Source organism: Escherichia sp. WS1118 (genome assembly GCF_046487695.1).
GTDB classification, from domain to species: Bacteria; Pseudomonadota; Gammaproteobacteria; order Enterobacterales; family Enterobacteriaceae; genus Escherichia; species Escherichia coli.
Map to the genome: position 1 here is coordinate 232,806 of NZ_JBJQIZ010000003.1, position 16,863 is coordinate 249,668.

A 16,863-nucleotide genomic window follows, 5' to 3' on the forward strand; every position below is an offset into this window, starting at 1 on the left:
ACAACGATCGCTTCCACCCATCACTTCAGGAAATACCAGCTCTACCTCCTTATCTCCTGCCAGCCTTTTTCCACAATCAGATATACTTTCCCTACACTGTGTTAATAAGGATATGCTGGTGAGAACACGACATCTGGTCAGCCTTATTTCGGGAGTACTGATTCTTTCAGTATTGCTGCCTGTCGGCTTAAGCATCTGGCTGGCCCATCAGCAGGTAGAAACATCATTTATTGAAGAGCTGAATACGTATTCCTCCCGCGTCGCTATTCGGGCCAATAAGGTGGCGACACAAGGGAAAGATGCGCTGCAAGAGCTGGAAAGATGGCAAGGCGCTGCCTGTAGCGAAGCCCATCTCATGGAAATGCGTCGGGTATCTTACAGTTATCGCTATATTCAGGAAGTGGTTTATATCGATAACAACGTTCCCCAGTGTTCGTCTCTGGAGCATGAAAGCCCGCCCGATACCTTCCCCGAGCCAGGTAAAATTTCGAAAGATGGTTATCGTGTCTGGTTAACATCGCATAGCGATTTAGGCATTATCCGTTATATGGTCGCCATGGGAACGGCACATTATGTCGTCATGATCGACCCTGCTTCCTTTATTGATGTCATTCCCTATAGCTCATGGCAAATTGATGCCGCCATTATTGGCAATGCCCATAACGTTGTCATAACCAGCAGCGATGAACTTGCTCAGGGAATTATTACCAGGCTACAAAAAACACCCGGTGAGCATATCGAAAATAATGGAATCATTTACGATATCCTGCCCTTACCGGAGATGAATATTTCGATCATCACCTGGGCTTCAACGAAAATGTTGCAGAAAGGCTGGCATCGGCAAGTCTTTATTTGGTTACCGCTCGGGTTGGTGATTGGCCTGCTGGCAGCGATGTTTGTGCTGCGTATTTTGCGCCGTATCCAGTCACCGCATCATCGGCTGCAGGATGCTATCGAAAATCGTGATATTTGCGTGCACTATCAGCCGATTGTCTCCTTAGCCAATGGCAAAATTGTCGGTGCTGAGGCACTGGCGCGCTGGCCGCAGACAGACGGTAGTTGGTTGTCACCAGATAGTTTTATTCCGCTGGCACAGCAAACGGGCCTTTCTGAGCCATTGACGCTACTGATTATAAGAAGCGTCTTTGAAGATATGGGCGACTGGCTGCGTCAGCATTCTCAGCAGCATATTTCGATCAATCTTGAATCCACCGTGCTCACCTCGGAAAAAATCCCGCAATTGCTGCGTGAAATGATCAATCACTATCAGGTTAATCCCAGACAGATCGCGCTTGAACTCACTGAACGCGAGTTTGCCGATCCGAAAACCAGCGCCCCGATACTTTCTCGCTACCGGGAGGCGGGCCATGAAATTTATCTCGATGATTTTGGTACAGGGTATTCAAGTTTAAGTTATTTACAGGATCTGGATGTCGACATTCTGAAGATCGATAAATCTTTCGTTGATGCGCTGGAATATAAAAATGTCACGCCGCATATCATCGAAATGGCAAAAACACTGAAACTGAAAATGGTTGCGGAGGGAATCGAAACCAGTAAACAAGAAGAGTGGCTACGCCAGCATGGCGTGCACTACGGTCAGGGCTGGCTCTACAGCAAGGCATTACCGAAAGAGGATTTCTTACGCTGGGCCGAGCAACATTTGTGAATTATAGGGCTGACGGCACGCCGCACAGCCCGTCACGCTACCTACTCGTCGATGATTGACTCGAATCCGCCATAGATCATTCGCTTACCATCAAACGGCATGGACTCGCCGAACTCTTTCATCCGTGGGTCCGACATCATCTTTTGATTAGCAGCGTCGCGGACCTCTTTTGAAGGGTATTCAATCCAGCTAAAGACAACCTCTTCATTCTCTTCCGCTTTCACCGCCATACGAAAATCGGTCACTTTACCATCCGGTACATCGCTGGCCCAGCATTCGACAATACGAAGCGCACCGAACTCTTTAAATAATGGCGCGGCCTTAGCGGCCATTTCCCGATAGGCATCCTTTTTATCGGCAGGAACGGCAACAACAAAACCATCAACATACTTCATCAGACATACCTCCGAAGCGTACTGCGCAGCCAGACAATTCTTGCGACGTCAGTTGTGGTTAAAGTTTAGCCATATTGGGATTTTTTGACGAAACGGTGGGCGGCAGAAATGGGTGGGGGCCCTGCCAGCTACATCCCGGCACACGCGTCATCTGCCTTGGCTGCTTCCTTCCGGACCTGACCTGGTAAACAGAGTAGCGTTGCGGGAGAACCAACAGAGCCCCCATTGAGAGCGTTGAGAACCAACGCGCAGGCGCATTATCACTGCTGCCCCGGCTAATTGCAACCCATTGCGTGCCAGATGCTGGTTTCTTGCGCAATGCGGCTTCACTCGGGCGTTTTTCCAGATTATGCTGAAAAATTACCTCAGGAAGAAAAGATGGAAAAAGAAGATTCATTTCCCCAACGCGTCTGGCAAATCGTAGCCGCTATTCCCGAAGGCTATGTCACCACTTACGGTGATGTGGCGAAACTGGCGGGATCGCCCCGTGCCGCGCGCCAGGTAGGCGGTGTGTTAAAGCGTCTCCCCGAAGGCAGCACCTTGCCCTGGCACCGGGTGGTTAATCGCCACGGCACCATTTCACTGACCGGACCGGATTTACAGCGTCAGCGACAGGCATTACTGGCAGAAGGTGTGATGGTGTCGGGAAGCGGGCAAATCGACTTGCAGCTTTATCGCTGGAACTACTAACCCTCTCCGGGCGGAGAGGGTTAACTTCGCTTAATATTGCGTTGGAGCTGGAACTGCCGAAGACGGATTCACCTGGGTTGGTGAAGTTGAAGGTACGGTAGTCGTTGCGCCACCGCTAGCCTGAACCGGCACGGCGGTTTGCTGCACCGGCACCAATGTCAGGTCGGCTTTAGTTCCGCCCTGGTTGATCACCGGCTGAACGGTATCTGTAATAAATACCAGTTTGTCATTCACGGTAATCGCCGCACTCAACAGAATACGCGCGTTCGGCTGAACATCTGCCGGGTTAAATGGCAGAACAAAGCTGAATGGTGACTGTTTACCTTCGGTACGCACCGCTTTCTGCGCCAGCACTTTCGACGGCGCATCGGCTAACGACGCGTCAGAAAGTGTCACGGTCAGCACGGCATCAGGCGGCAGTGCGACTTTCTGACGGATCCAAACGGTACCGGAGACATTCGGTTGCTGGATAGCAGGTTGTTGTGTTGCTGAAATAGACGTATTTGCAGCCGGTGCTGGCGTCTGAATATCCGCGCTTTTATCTGCGCAAGCCGCCAACGCAATCGCAACCGCTAAACCACTGGCCATGTGCACGAGTTTCATTCACTTCTCCTTATTATCAATGCACCAGCGGGCTAACTTTCCTCGCCGGAAGAGTGGTTAACAAAATAGTAACGTCAACAAGTGTGGCACACATCACGCATTTCTGCCTGTAATTAGCCCGTAATTCAGACCATTGCACCCATCGGACCAGTGGCAAATTTGCGTTATACTCAACTCACTTTGGCTTGCTGCGGCAGCTTTGTTACTGGAGAGTTATATGAGTCAGGCGCTAAAAAATTTACTGACATTGTTAAATCTGGAAAAAATTGAGGAAGGACTCTTTCGCGGCCAGAGTGAAGATTTAGGTTTACGCCAGGTATTTGGCGGCCAGGTCGTGGGTCAGGCCTTGTATGCTGCAAAAGAGACCGTCCCTGACGAGCGGCTGGTACATTCTTTTCACAGCTACTTTCTTCGCCCTGGCGATAGTAAGAAGCCGATTATTTATGATGTCGAAACGCTGCGTGACGGTAACAGCTTCAGCGCCCGCCGGGTTTCTGCTATTCAAAACGGCAAACCGATTTTTTATATGACTGCCTCTTTCCAGGCACCAGAAGCGGGTTTCGAACATCAAAAAACAATGCCGTCCGCGCCAGCGCCTGATGGCCTGCCTTCAGAAACGCAAATCGCCCAATCGCTGGCGCACCTGCTGCCGCCAGTGCTGAAAGATAAATTCATCTGCGATCGTCCGCTGGAAGTCCGTCCGGTGGAGTTTCATAACCCACTGAAAGGTCACGTCGCAGAACCGCATCGTCAGGTGTGGATCCGCGCAAATGGTAGCGTGCCGGATGATCTGCGCGTTCATCAGTATCTGCTCGGTTATGCTTCTGATCTTAATTTCCTGCCGGTAGCTCTACAGCCGCACGGCATCGGTTTTCTCGAACCGGGGATTCAGATTGCCACCATTGACCATTCCATGTGGTTCCATCGCCCGTTTAATTTGAATGAATGGCTGCTGTATAGCGTGGAAAGCACCTCGGCGTCCAGCGCACGCGGCTTTGTGCGCGGTGAGTTTTATACCCAGGACGGCGTGCTGGTTGCCTCGACCGTTCAGGAAGGGGTGATGCGTAATCACAATTAAAAAAATAGCCGGAGGTGAAAACCGTCCGGCTGTTTTTTGCAGTGCTTGTTACGCGTTATAGGCATTCTCGCCGTGGCTGTTGACGTCCAGCCCTTCTCGCTCCTGCTCTTCCGGTACACGCAGACCAACCGTCAAATCCGCCAGTTTGTAGCCGATAAATGCCACCACACCAGACCAGACAATCGTAATGGCGATGCTTTCCAGCTGTACCAGCAACTGATGGCCCATCGTCACACCTTCAGCGAAGCCCACGCCGCCCAGCGAGCTGGCGGCAAAAATCCCGGTCATGATACAGCCGACAATACCACAAACGCCGTGCACACCGAAGACATCGCAGGGATCATCCACCCGCAGCAAGCGTTTGAGCATGGTAACGCCCCACAAGCCCGCCAGACCAGCTACCACGCCGATAATCAACGCGCCGCCAACCCCAATGTAACCACAGGCTGGCGTCACGCCGACCAGACCGGCAATCGCGCCAGAACACGCTCCCAGCAGTGAAGGCTTACCACGCAGCGCCCATTCACCGAAGATCCAGCCAAGAATTGCCGCCGCAGTTGCGACCACAGTATTCACAAATGCCAGTGCCGCGATTTCATTCGCCGTGCCCGCTGACCCGGCGTTAAAGCCAAACCAACCGATATAGAGAATAGCAGTCCCGGTGAAGACCATCGGCAGGTTGTGCGGTTTAAACGCCTCTTTACCGAAGCCCACGCGTTTGCCTATCAGATACGCGCCCACCAGACCGGCGATTGCGGCGTTAATGTGCACCACCGTGCCACCCGCGAAATCCAGTGCCCCGTGAGAAGCCAGCAAACCGCCGCCCCAGACCATATGCGCAATCGGAATGTAAGAGAACGTCAGCCATACCACCACAAAAATCAACACAGCTGAGAAGCGGATTCGTTCCGCCAGCGCCCCAACTATCAAGCCTACGGTAATGCAGGCAAACGATCCCTGAAACGCCACGTGGATATACTGATAAATGCTGCCCATCACCGCCGTCAGTTCAATGTTTTTCAGCATCAACCCGTTAATGTTGCCGAAGAAGTTGTTGCCTTCGCCAAACGCCAGCGAGTAGCCGTAAACCACCCAGAGAATACAGACCAGTGCAAACGTCACGGTCACCTGCGTCAGCATCGACAGCACGTTTTTGCCACGAATCAGCCCTCCATAAAACAGGGCAATCCCCGGAACGGTCATAAACAGCACCAGCGCAGTACAAATCATCATAAACGCATTGTCGGCTTTATCGGCCACCGCAGGTGCAGCCATTACCAGTCCCGGCAGCATCGCCAGTGAAGTAAGCCCAGTTTTTATCGTTGCTATCTTCATTTTTCGTTCCTGTTGCTGTGTGCCAGAGATTACAGCGCCGCTTCGTCGGCTTCGCCGGTACGAATACGAATGACGCGTTGCAATTCAGCGACGAAGATTTTGCCGTCGCCAATTTTTCCGGTGTAAGCCGCTTTGCTGACGATATCGATCACTTCATCGAGTTGGTCATCAGCAATCGCCACATCAATTTTTACTTTTGGCAGGAAGTTGACGCTGTATTCCGCCCCCCGGTACAGCTCGGCATGCCCTTTCTGACGCCCGAAACCTTTCACTTCGGTGACGGTCAGGCCCTGAATACCAATGGAAGATAACGCTTCACGAACGTCTTCCAGCTTGAATGGTTTGATTATCACGGTCACCAGCTTCATAGATCCCCTCCGGTCAGAATTCGGTAATGGTTCTGCTACACGAAGAAGGTATTGCAAGCGGTGTGCCAGAAATGAAGAACGAGAAAGAGAGCAGGAAGTTAAGAAGATTGAAAATGAAAACGCACTATGACAGTGCACAGTGCGTTACATTTTTGCACCAACGATGAAATATTGCGCTATTCAGGCGCTCAATGATTCCTCTTCACGCACGCTGGCTGCCAGCTCTTCGCCCGCAAGTTGCAGTTGATACATCTGCCAGTATCGTCCCTGGGCCGCCAGCAGTTGCTGGTGAGTGCCCTGCTCCACGGCTTGCCCACGATGAAGCACCAGAATGGTGTCGGCATCAACAATAGTCGATAAGCGGTGAGCAATCACCACAAGCGTAGTATGTTCACGCACCGCCGCCAGAGCATGTTGAATCGCCTGTTCAGTCCCGGAGTCAATGCTGGCGGTTGCCTCATCAAGGATCAGGATTTGCGGCGTCTCCACCAGCACGCGCGCCAGTGCCAGCAGTTGCTTTTGCCCGACTGAGAGATTATTCCCCTGCTCGCCAAGCGGCGTGTAAATACCATCACTCATGCTACGCGCCAGCTCCGCCAGCTGCACGGTTTCCAGCGCCTGCCAGACGCGTTCTTCAGAGATATCACGTCCCAGCGTCACGTTGGCGAGGAAGGTATCCGCCAGCACCACCGGATCTTGCTGCACCATTGCCACGCCCTGGCGCAGCGCGCTGTGACTTAGCGTACTTAATGGACGACCATCAAGGCGAATCTCACCTTCCGTTAGCGGGTAATAGCCCATCAATAAACTGGCGAGGGTGCTTTTGCCACTGCCGGTATGCCCGACCAGCGCCACAAAGTTGCGCGAAGGCACAGAGAGATTAATGTTCTTTAGCACCAGATTGTCATCGCGATAAGCAAATGACACGTTATCGACGTCGATGGTGCCGCTCTGCAACGGGCGATCATCATTGCCATATTGCTGGCGCGGTCCGTCCATCAGCTCAAAAACGCGCTCACCAGCAACAACAGCCTGTTGCAGCATCGCCTGCTGCGTGGTCAGTTCGATTAAGGGTTCGTTAAGTCGCCCCAAATAACTGATGAACGCATACAACACGCCCACTTCAATGGTGCCGCTGGCGGAGAAGCCAAACAGCATCAACAAGCCACAAAGAATGAGCGATGAAAACAGACTCAGCAGCGGACGCAGCAGAAAACCGTCGAGGCGCAGGGTTTGCATCCTCGCCATATAGTGTGAACGACTGGCCTCACCCATACGTTCGCCAAATCGCGCCTGCTGACGGAACTGCTGGATAACGCTCATGCCATTGATGATTTCGTTAAAGCCGTCGTTGATATCCGCCAGATAAGCGCGCACACGACGGACAATCGGCGTGCTGTAACGCTGATATATCACCATTACCACCAGCACCACCGGGAAAATCATTATCGCCACCAGCGCCATTCGCCAGTCGAGGCTGAACATCGCCACCAGCATCGCGCCCACCAGTGCGGCGCTACGCAGGACAGTTGCCACTACGGTAACGTAGAGATCGCGGATCACTTCAGTGTCATTAGTGACGCGGGAAATCACCTGCCCGACGGGTTGGGTATCAAACTCGCTTAATGGCTGGCGTAACGCAGCATCCATCACGTCGGTACGCAACTGTTGCACTACGCCTACTGCCGCCCGATTAAACAGCAGCGACTGCGCGTAATGTAGCCCGGCTGCAAACAGTTGCAGCCCAACATACGCCGCCGCCAGCCCTGCAACCACTTTCAACGGCAGGTTATTTTTCGCTACCATATTGTCGATAAAATAGCTGATAAGCAGCGGCCCACTGACTTCTGCCGCCGCCGCAACCCACATCATCAGGACCGCAATCCCCAACGGTTTACGCCACGGTGAACCGTACGCTAACAGGCGCTTGAGAGTCGGCCACAGTTGGCTAAAACTACGCATCGATGGCCTCCTCGCGAATTTCCGGAGCGTCGTCGAGCGCCGCCTCCAGTTGTTGATAGCGATACATATCGCGATACCAGCCACTTTGTTGCGCCAGCTCATCATGATTGCCACGCTGGGCGATATGTCCGTGCTGCATCACAATAATTTCACTGGCTTCCGTCAGTGCAGAAAGGCGATGGGCACTGATGATTACCGTTCTTCCCTGCCCCCACTGACGCAGGTTATGCAGGATCTGGTGCTCTGTGCGTCCGTCCACCGCTGAAAGCGCATCGTCAAGGATGAGGATTTCCGCGTTGACTAATAACGCTCGAGCAATGGAGATACGCTGTTTTTGTCCGCCAGAAAGCATCACGCCGCGCTCGCCCACTTCTGTGTCGTAACCTTGCGGCAGACGCAAAATATCGTCATGTACGCTGGCTAACCGCGCTACGTGTTCAATCTCTTGCTGGGTGGCATTCGGGCAACCCAACGCGATGTTGTTCGCCACGGTGTCGGAAAAAAGGAATGGTGTCTGGCTGACCGCCGCCAGACGGCTACGCCAGCTATCGAGTTGTAACTTCGTCAGAGGAATATCATGAAAACGGATATCACCCTCGCTGACGTCGAAATGACGCTGAATGAGCGACAACAGGGTACTTTTGCCGGAACCAGTCGGCCCGCAGATACCCAGCATCTGACCGGGTTTCAGGGAGAAATTGACGTTTTCCAGCGCAGGATGGTCAGTCTGCGGATACGTAAACTGGCGAATATTCACATCCAGTTCACCACGACCTTCTGGCACCTTATCACTACCATCAATAACGACTGGCGCTTCGGCCAGCATGGTACGAATTCGGCTATACGCCGCGCTGCCACGTTCCACAATGTTAAACATCCATGCCAGCGCCAGCATTGGCCAAATCATCAGACCTAAATACATCATAAAACTGGTGAGCTGGCCCAGCGTTAAACTGCCCTGTACCACCATCCAACTACCGCCGCCAATCGCCAGCAAGTTCGCCATACCAATCGCGATATAGATGGTCGGGTCGAAACGAGCATCAATACGCGCCACCCGCATGTTTTTTTTGCCGGTATCTTCGGCATCCGCGGCAAATAACGCCGACTGACGATCTTCCAGACCAAAGGCTTTGATCATGCGGATACTGGTGAGGCTTTCCTGGGTGCGGTCATTAAGACTGGAAAACGCCGCCTGTGCCAGCTTAAAGCGTTCATGCAAGGCATCGCCGTTGCGCTTGATCATGATCGCCATCACTGGCATCGGCAACAGGGCAAATAAGGTCAACTGCCAGCTAATTTGCGTAGACATCATAATCAACACAGCGCAGCCCATTACCAGTGAATCCACCAGCGTCAGCACCCCTTCTCCGGCGGCAAACACGACGCGATCGACGTCATTGGTCGCACGAGCCATGAGGTCACCCGTGCGATGACGCAGGTAAAACTCAGGATGCTGCCGGCTTAGCTGGCGGTAATAATCTTCACGCAGTTCAACAGCCAGTTGATAAGACGCACCAAACAGCAATACGCGCCAGACGTAACGCAGGAGATAAACCACAACGGCAATCAGCACCATGGTGGCGATCCACATCAGGATCTGCCCGGTAGTAAAGTGTTGTTCTGTCACGCCATCAACAACAATACCAACCACTTTTGGCGGAACCAGTTGCAGCATCGCGATAATGACAAGCAAGGCGACAGCCCCGAGATAGCGACGCCATTCCCGACGGAAATACCAGCTTAATTGAGCAAATAATCGCACGCGTTGTGTCCTGACTTGATTCTGGATATTTATTCGATGGGTAAAGAAGTGGTGTATTTAATCTGTTCCATCGCGAAGCTGGAAGTGACGTCCGACAGCCCCGGTACACTGTTTACCAGACGCTTATAAAACTCGTCGTAGCGTTTCATGTCGGCAACCTGGACGCGCATCAGATAATCGTATTCACCAGCCATGCGCCAGAACCCCAGCACTTCTGGCATTTCGGTAACCACCGTGACAAAGCGGCAATACCATTCGCTGCTGTGATGTTGCGTTTTTATCAGCACAAAGGCGGTCAGGCCGAGGCCTATTTTTTCCGGATCCAGCAGGGCGACTTTGCCGATAAGGATACCGTCGTCCTCCAGCCGTTTCAGACGCTTCCAGCAGGGGGTGGTTGTCAGATTAACGGCTTCAGCCAGTGCCTGCAAAGAGAGGGTGCAATCCTGCTGTAGCAAGGCCAGCAGCTTACGGTCAATTTTATCTAACATAGCCCTTCCACAGAGAATTTTTTTCTCTTTTAATTCTATTTTAAAGGTGAAATCGCGACAATTTATTCTGTGCGGTTTAAGCACCACGGCACAAAATGACAAATTCAACGCAAAAAAAACCGGGCAATTGCCCGGTGCTGGAAGGGATCTCGTTATTCGGGGGAATAAGGTAGATGTGGATAGTCCAGCCAGTGCGTCAAATAGTGAGAGACAGCCTGATTTCGGCAATGTCCAATCACCGGTAAATGCGGGAGCTCCGCGCGCAGTTGCGGCATCGCATTGCCCATAATAAATCCGCTACCGACACTGCCTAACATTTCGCGATCGTTCATCGCATCACCAAAGGCCATGCAATCGCGTAACGATAAACCTAAATGTTGGGTCAGCACCGTCAATGCAGCGCCTTTATTGCAGCCCACCGGCAGCACTTCGAGGCAATCCGTGGCGGAAAAACATAAATGTGCACGCTCGCCTAATGCTTCGTATAGCTGGATCTGCAAGCGTGTAAGATCGTCGTAATCGCCACAGAAGCAGATCTTGGTGACGCTGCCGAGTGGCATTTTTTTGACATCGATTATCTGATAACGAAAACCGCTATAGACAAATGCCTGCAACAACGCAGGGATCTCTTTCCCGGTAAACCAACCATCGTCATTGAAGATATGCATGCTTGCTCGGGTATCCCATTGCTGATACAGCACCAGCTCCGCGACATCCGCAGGTAAATCATCACGATGTAAAAGTTCACCTTCCAGAGAATGCACGCGCGTTCCGTTGCCAGTAATCAAATATGCATCCAGCGATAGCGCCCCGAGAATATGCTGCATCTCCAGCGCATGACGCCCCGTGGCAAAAGTGAGGGTAATGTCGCGTTCACGCAGTCGCGCCAAAGTAGAGAGGGTTTTCTCACCTAAATGATGGTCAGGCATCAATAAAGTGCCATCCATATCAAATGCTGCCAGACGAGCCATTTCTTTCTCCACTCTGTGACACGGTTAATGGTGATTGAGTATCACCTGATATATACGGAAGTAATAGTGAATAGTTAAATAATATTGTTCCGGGTTTATATGCGACTGCTCAACCGTCTTAACCAGTATCAACGTCTGTGGCAACCTTCCGCCGGAAAGCCGCAAACCGTCACCGTCAGCGAACTGGCCGAACGCTGTTTTTGCAGCGAACGCCATGTTCGTACGGTGTTGCGTCAGGCACAGGAGGCGGGATGGCTGGAGTGGCAGGCGCAGTCAGGACGCGGAAAGCGCGGTCAACTACGCTTTCTGGTCACGCCAGAATCGCTACGCAATGCGATGATGGAACAGGCGCTGGAAACCGGAAAGCAGCAAGATGTGCTGGAGCTGGCGCAACTGGCCCCAGGTGAGTTGCGCACTCTGTTACAGCCGTTTATGGGCGGACAATGGCAAAACGATACGCCCACGTTGCGTATTCCCTACTATCGCCCGCTCGAACCGCTACAACCGGGCTTTTTGCCCGGCCGTGCCGAGCAGCATCTGGCCGGGCAGATATTTTCCGGCCTGACCCGCTTCGATAATAATACCCAGCGCCCGATTGGCGATTTAGCGCATCACTGGGAAACCTCTACTGACGGGTTACGCTGGGATTTTTATCTTCGCTCAACCTTACACTGGCATAACGGCGATGCAGTAAAAGCCTCCCACTTACACCAGCGGTTATTGATGCTGTTACAACTGCCAGCACTGGATCAATTATTTATTAGCGTGAAGCGTATTGAAGTCACCCATCCGCAGTGTCTGACCTTCTTTTTACATCGCCCCGATTACTGGCTTGCGCACCGGCTGGCGAGCTATTGCAGCCATCTGGCGCATCCGCAATTCCCCCTGATCGGCACTGGTCCTTTTCGCTTAACACAATTCACAGCGGAACTGGTGCGCCTGGAAAGCCATGATTATTACCATTTACGTCATCCGCTGCTTAAAGCGGTTGAGTACTGGATAACTCCTCCGCTTTTCGAAAAAGATTTGGGAACCAGTTGTCGGCATCCCGTGCAAATCACTATCGGCAAACCTGAGGAGCTGCAACGGGTCAGCCAGGTCAGTAGTGGCATCAGTTTAGGTTTTTGCTATTTAACGTTGCGCAAAAGTCCCCGACTGTCCCTCTGGCAGGCGCGAAAAGTGATCTCCATTATTCATCAATCCGGTTTATTACAAACGTTAGAAGTCGGAGAAAACCTGATCACCGCCAGTCATGCATTACTGCCAGACTGGACTATTCCACAATGGCAAGTACCGGATGAAGTCAAACTACCGAAAACCTTGACGCTGGTTTATCACCTACCGATAGAACTTCATACCATGGCAGAACGCCTACAGGCGACACTGGCAGCGGAAGGCTGTGAACTCACAATTATTTTTCATAACGCAAAAAACTGGGACGACACGACCCTACTGGCACACGCAGACCTCATGATGGGCGACAGATTAATTGGCGAAGCACCGGAATATACCCTGGAGCAATGGCTGCGTTGCGATCCACTGTGGCCACATGTTTTCGACGCTCCAGCATATGCACATTTGCAATCGACACTGGACGCGGTGCAAGTAATGCCTGATGAGGAAAACCGATTTAATGCCCTGAAAGCGGTTTTTAGCCAGTTAATGGCAGATGCGACGCTGACGCCGCTGTTCAACTATCACTATCGCATTAGCGCCCCTCCCGGCGTGAACGGTGTGCGACTGACACCGCGCGGCTGGTTTGAATTTACCGAAGCCTGGCTTCCCGCGCCGTCGCAATGAATAGCTGGTCCGGGTTAATCGCAGGCGTTACCATAACGTTTTTATTGTTCAAGCAGGATTATCTATGAAACGTGCTGTCGTTGTGTTCAGTGGAGGCCAGGATTCCACCACCTGTCTGGTGCAGGCATTACAACAATATGATGAAGTCCATTGCGTGACGTTCGATTACGGTCAACGCCATCGCGCAGAAATCGACGTGGCACGCGAACTGGCGCTGAAACTGGGGGCACGCGCGCATAAGGTGCTTGATGTAACGCTGCTCAACGAGCTGGCGGTCAGCAGCCTGACGCGTGACAGCATTCCGGTGCCTGATTATGAACCTGAAGCCGATGGTATCCCGAATACGTTTGTCCCAGGGCGTAATATTTTGTTCCTGACACTGGCGGCAATATATGCGTATCAGGTAAAAGCAGAAGCCGTAATTACCGGCGTCTGCGAAACGGATTTCTCCGGCTACCCGGATTGCCGCGATGAGTTTGTGAAAGCACTAAACCATGCCGTCAGTTTGGGCATGGCGAAAGATATTCGTTTTGAAACGCCGCTGATGTGGATTGATAAAGCGGAAACCTGGGCGCTGGCAGATTATTACGGCAAGCTGGATTTAGTCCGTAACGAAACGCTGACCTGTTATAACGGCATTAAAGGCGACGGTTGCGGTCATTGTGCGGCGTGTAATTTACGTGCCAACGGTTTGAATCATTATCTGGCCGATAAACCGACGGTGATGGCAGCGATGAAGCAGAAAACCGGGTTGAAGTAATTATTCCGGGTGTCGCCGGATGCGGCTTGAGCATCCGGCACCACAAAACGTTTACTTAACCATCTGCTCCAGCTTTTCGCGCAATTCCCCTTCCAGAGCTAATGCTTTCTGCGTTTTAAGATCAATACAAACAAACGTAATAAGCGCATCCGCTACCACCTGTCCTTCCGGCTCCAGTGTAATGACCTGGCTTAAGATGCCACTTTTACCGTTTAATTGCTGCAACTGACTGGTAATGGTTAACAGGTCGCTTAATACCGCCGGGCGGCGATAGTTAATATTGATATTGACCACGACGAAGGCGATGTTATGGGCCGTCATCCAGTGAAAACTGTCGCTATTTTCCAACCCATGCCAGCGGGCTTCTTCGAGAAATTCAAGGTAGCGGGCGTTGTTTACGTGCTGGTAAACGTCGAGATGATATCCACGAACTTTGATTTGTGTTTGCATAGCGCAATAACCTTACGTTGTTGTTATAAGAACTGTTATAAGTACAGAGGTCATAACTGGTATGACCTCTTCAGTCTGGCAAAAAATTGCCACTATGCAAATTAATTACAGGGTTAATACCGCCAGATTACGTTCCACCAGCGAATTGCCCATCCCCGGCACCTGTTTTAGATCCTCCACCGTTTTAAACGGACCGTACTCTTCGCGATAACTGACAATCGCCTGCGCTTTCTTCAGGCCAACGCCATTCATCGCGCGGGCTAACTCTTCCGCGCTGGCATTATTAATGCTGACCCGGGTGCCTTCTTCGTCACTGGCTTTCGCCGGTACTGCTGCTTTACTTTGTGCTGCAGGAGCTTCCGCTTTGGTTTCTACTGTTGTCGGTTTCGCCACAGAAGCTGCCGCCAGCGCGCTATGAGACATTCCGGCACAGGCTAGGGACAGGGTAATGAGCAGTGCTTTAATTCCGTGTTTCATACTGTTTTCTCCTTGTTTGTTAACAGTGGAATCACCTTAACGGCAGTGAAAACAGTAAACAAATGGCAATGTTCAGAAATGGAAAAGGCCGCGAAAGCGACCTTTTCTTGTTACAGCTGCAAAGCATTTTTTTGCGAGGCGGCTTCAGGATTATTGCTGTTCCAGCGCATCGCCAATTTTGATTTTCGCCTCTTTACGCAGGTTACTCATCAGAGCTTCAAAGACGATTTGTGCGTTGTTCTGAGTGATACCTTGCACCATCGCTTTTTTCTGATCTTCCGGCATTGAACCTTGCTTCACTTCATCCAGCGCCAGCAGAACTACATTACCTTGCATATCGGTCGCCATACCGTAGCTCGGTTTGTCTTTCGCTGGCAGTGGCAGTGCAAACGCAGCCTGGCTAATCGGGTCACGACCGGAACGGCTTAAGGTTTTCGGCTCGCCAAATTTCAGACCGGCAGCCTGCATAGCTTCCGCACCTTTGCCGGCTTTCAAATCAACCAGCAGTTTCTCAGCATCCACTTTCGCCTGTTGTTCAGCTTTGTTGTGCTGAACCAGTGCCTTAACTTGTTCCTGAACATCTGCCAACGGTTTCACCGCTTCCGGTTTGTGCTCGCTGATGCGCAGCACGAATGCGCGGTCGCCGTCTACGGTGATGATGTCAGAGTTGATGCCCGGCGCGCCGTTTTCACCTACCAGACCACCGTTGAAGATAGCGTCGGCAACTGGCTTGAAGTTCAACTCTTCCGGCAGATTATCTTTGCTGAACCAACCCGTCTGAGTGGCTTTAACGCCGGCAGCTTGCTCTGCACCGGCCAGAGACTCGGTGTCGTTGCTTGCCGCATCGCTCACTTTCTGCTGCAGCGCGTAGTACGCATCGAGGGCTTTTTCGTGTTTCACTTTCGCCGCAATGTCGTCACGTACTTCGTCTAACGATTTCACTTTCGCTGGCTGAATGTCGTCCAGACGCACAATCAGGAAACCGACCGAAGATTTGATAACACCAGACAGTTGGCCTTTTTCTTTCAGACCCGCATTTTTCAGTTCGTCCGGGATAGTGGCATCTTCTAACCACCCCATATCACCGCCGTTGCGGGCAGAGATAATATCGGCAGATTTTTCTTTGGCTAATGCAGCAAAATCACCGCCCTTATTCAGCTCATCAAGTACCGCTTTCGCTTCATCTTCAGTTTTGGTCTGGATGATGCTGTAACGGGTACGCTGCGGCTGGGTGAATTGATCCTGATGCTGATCGTAGTAGCTCTGGATATCCGCATCGCTAACCGGTTGCTGCATCGTCGCGGCATCCAGCTTGATGTAACTCACGCGGAATTGTTCCGGCGTCATGAAATTGTTTTTGTTTTGTTCGTAGTAGCTGGCAATTTCCTGTTCGGTCACAGGCTGCTTCGCCGCCAGCGCGTTAACATCGATAGTCGCTTCACGCACCACGCGTTGTTGAGCTACCAGTGCCGCCAGCTCGTCGGTTTCACCTTTCAGCATAAAATCGGTACCGGCAACGCCGTTAATCAGCTGTTGGGTAGTGAGCTGGTTACGCAGCGCCTGAGCGTACTGATCGGCGGTCATCCCCATCTGGTTGAGGATACCGTTATAGCGGCTGTTATCAAATTTGCCGTCAACCTGGAAGGCTGGGGTCGCGAAAATCGCCTGTTTAACCTGCTCATCGCTGATACCCAGTTTCAGCTCACGAGCGTACTGATCCAGAAGCGCCTCGTCGATCAGACGATTCAGCACCTGTTGACGCAGGGTTTTCATATAGCCTTCGTTCGCTGCCAGCTCGGAGTATTGATCGCCCAGCTGTTGCTGCATGCGATTACGCTCGCTGTTGAAGGCGTTCTCGAATTGCCCACGGCTGATTTCCTGGTCATTCACTTTTGCGGCGTAGTTATTGCCTCCGCCAATCAGGTAACCACTCACGCCGGTCAATATGAACGACACGATAATGATACCGAAAATAATCTTGAGCACGAGACTGTTTGCAGCCGTGCGTAAGCTGTCCATCATGGTGTAACAACACTCCGCTGTAGATGACTG

The 16,863-nt window shown here is 51.9% G+C and carries 16 protein-coding genes and 1 other RNA gene; 5 read left to right on the top strand and 12 right to left on the bottom strand.

Features of this window, described 5'->3' with window-relative positions:
• Window positions 1-118: 118 nt before the first annotated feature.
• Window positions 119-1,669: a cyclic-guanylate-specific phosphodiesterase PdeB gene (gene pdeB, locus ACJHYO_RS06925; protein WP_085455481.1), complete on the top strand. Its 1,551-nt coding sequence runs from the start codon at window positions 119-121 to the stop codon at window positions 1,667-1,669.
• 41 nt (window positions 1,670-1,710) lie between these two features.
• Here the strand turns inward: pdeB and ACJHYO_RS06930 are convergent, their stop codons facing one another.
• Window positions 1,711-2,064: a DUF1428 domain-containing protein gene (locus ACJHYO_RS06930; RefSeq protein ID WP_000878140.1), complete on the bottom strand. Its 354-nt coding sequence runs from the start codon at window positions 2,062-2,064 to the stop codon at window positions 1,711-1,713.
• A gap of 119 nt (window positions 2,065-2,183) precedes the next feature.
• Window positions 2,184-2,280: signal recognition particle sRNA small type (ffs, locus tag ACJHYO_RS06935), an RNA gene on the bottom strand.
• A 162-nt stretch (window positions 2,281-2,442) separates the two neighbouring features.
• Here ffs and ACJHYO_RS06940 point away from each other — a divergent pair.
• The gene (locus ACJHYO_RS06940) at window positions 2,443-2,754 is read left to right on the top strand and encodes an MGMT family protein (RefSeq protein ID WP_000409908.1); all 312 of its coding nucleotides are present in this window, start codon (window positions 2,443-2,445) and stop codon (window positions 2,752-2,754) included.
• Window positions 2,755-2,784: 30 nt separating this feature from the next.
• On the opposite strand, the gene ACJHYO_RS06945 is transcribed toward ACJHYO_RS06940, so the two are convergent.
• A complete protein-coding gene (locus tag ACJHYO_RS06945) occupies window positions 2,785-3,357 on the bottom strand; it encodes a YbaY family lipoprotein (RefSeq protein ID WP_000779831.1) in 573 nt (190 codons plus the stop codon).
• A gap of 217 nt (window positions 3,358-3,574) precedes the next feature.
• Here ACJHYO_RS06945 and tesB point away from each other — a divergent pair, with 217 nt between their 5' ends.
• On the top strand, window positions 3,575-4,435 hold the full coding sequence (gene tesB, locus ACJHYO_RS06950) for an acyl-CoA thioesterase II (RefSeq protein ID WP_000075870.1): 861 nt from the start codon (window positions 3,575-3,577) through the stop codon (window positions 4,433-4,435).
• 48 nt (window positions 4,436-4,483) lie between these two features.
• Here tesB and amtB read toward each other — a convergent pair whose 3' ends face one another.
• The 6 genes from amtB to cof all read right to left on the bottom strand — a co-directional run bounded on the left by amtB (window position 4,484) and on the right by cof (window position 11,324).
• Window positions 4,484-5,770, bottom strand: coding sequence for an ammonium transporter AmtB (gene amtB / locus ACJHYO_RS06955; protein ID WP_085455216.1), 1,287 nt, complete (start codon window positions 5,768-5,770; stop codon window positions 4,484-4,486).
• Between the two features lie 29 nt (window positions 5,771-5,799).
• Complete coding sequence (glnK, locus tag ACJHYO_RS06960) at window positions 5,800-6,138, bottom strand: P-II family nitrogen regulator (RefSeq protein WP_000780338.1); 339 nt, start codon at window positions 6,136-6,138, stop codon at window positions 5,800-5,802.
• A gap of 180 nt (window positions 6,139-6,318) precedes the next feature.
• Window positions 6,319-8,100 carry a SmdB family multidrug efflux ABC transporter permease/ATP-binding protein gene (locus ACJHYO_RS06965; protein ID WP_001256198.1) on the bottom strand — a complete coding sequence of 594 codons (1,782 nt, stop codon included), beginning with the start codon at window positions 8,098-8,100 and terminating at the stop codon, window positions 6,319-6,321.
• The gene (locus ACJHYO_RS06970) at window positions 8,093-9,865 is read right to left on the bottom strand and encodes a SmdA family multidrug ABC transporter permease/ATP-binding protein (RefSeq protein WP_085455215.1); all 1,773 of its coding nucleotides are present in this window, start codon (window positions 9,863-9,865) and stop codon (window positions 8,093-8,095) included. The genes ACJHYO_RS06965 and ACJHYO_RS06970 overlap by 8 nt, the downstream gene beginning before the upstream one ends.
• A gap of 29 nt (window positions 9,866-9,894) precedes the next feature.
• Window positions 9,895-10,353: a DNA-binding transcriptional regulator DecR gene (gene decR, locus ACJHYO_RS06975; protein ID WP_000884589.1), complete on the bottom strand. Its 459-nt coding sequence runs from the start codon at window positions 10,351-10,353 to the stop codon at window positions 9,895-9,897.
• A 152-nt stretch (window positions 10,354-10,505) separates the two neighbouring features.
• Window positions 10,506-11,324, bottom strand: coding sequence for an HMP-PP phosphatase (cof, locus tag ACJHYO_RS06980; RefSeq protein ID WP_085455214.1), 819 nt, complete (start codon window positions 11,322-11,324; stop codon window positions 10,506-10,508).
• 99 nt (window positions 11,325-11,423) lie between these two features.
• Here cof and ACJHYO_RS06985 point away from each other — a divergent pair, with 99 nt between their 5' ends.
• Both ACJHYO_RS06985 and queC read left to right on the top strand, forming a co-directional pair.
• Window positions 11,424-13,124, top strand: a complete 1,701-nt coding sequence (locus ACJHYO_RS06985; RefSeq protein WP_001238259.1) for an SgrR family transcriptional regulator — start codon at window positions 11,424-11,426, stop codon at window positions 13,122-13,124.
• Window positions 13,125-13,188: 64 nt separating this feature from the next.
• Window positions 13,189-13,884, top strand: a complete 696-nt coding sequence (queC, locus tag ACJHYO_RS06990; protein WP_000817227.1) for a 7-cyano-7-deazaguanine synthase QueC — start codon at window positions 13,189-13,191, stop codon at window positions 13,882-13,884.
• 51 nt (window positions 13,885-13,935) lie between these two features.
• Here queC and fadM read toward each other — a convergent pair whose 3' ends face one another.
• The 3 genes from fadM to ppiD form a co-directional block, all read right to left on the bottom strand.
• Entirely contained in the window at window positions 13,936-14,334 is a 399-nt protein-coding gene (gene fadM / locus ACJHYO_RS06995) for a long-chain acyl-CoA thioesterase FadM (RefSeq protein ID WP_001194552.1), read from the bottom strand.
• Window positions 14,335-14,439: 105 nt separating this feature from the next.
• Window positions 14,440-14,811 carry a helix-hairpin-helix domain-containing protein gene (locus ACJHYO_RS07000; RefSeq protein WP_000680314.1) on the bottom strand — a complete coding sequence of 124 codons (372 nt, stop codon included), beginning with the start codon at window positions 14,809-14,811 and terminating at the stop codon, window positions 14,440-14,442.
• A 150-nt stretch (window positions 14,812-14,961) separates the two neighbouring features.
• On the bottom strand, window positions 14,962-16,833 hold the full coding sequence (ppiD, locus tag ACJHYO_RS07005) for a peptidylprolyl isomerase (RefSeq protein ID WP_000969372.1): 1,872 nt from the start codon (window positions 16,831-16,833) through the stop codon (window positions 14,962-14,964).
• Between the last annotated feature and the right edge of the window lie 30 nt (window positions 16,834-16,863).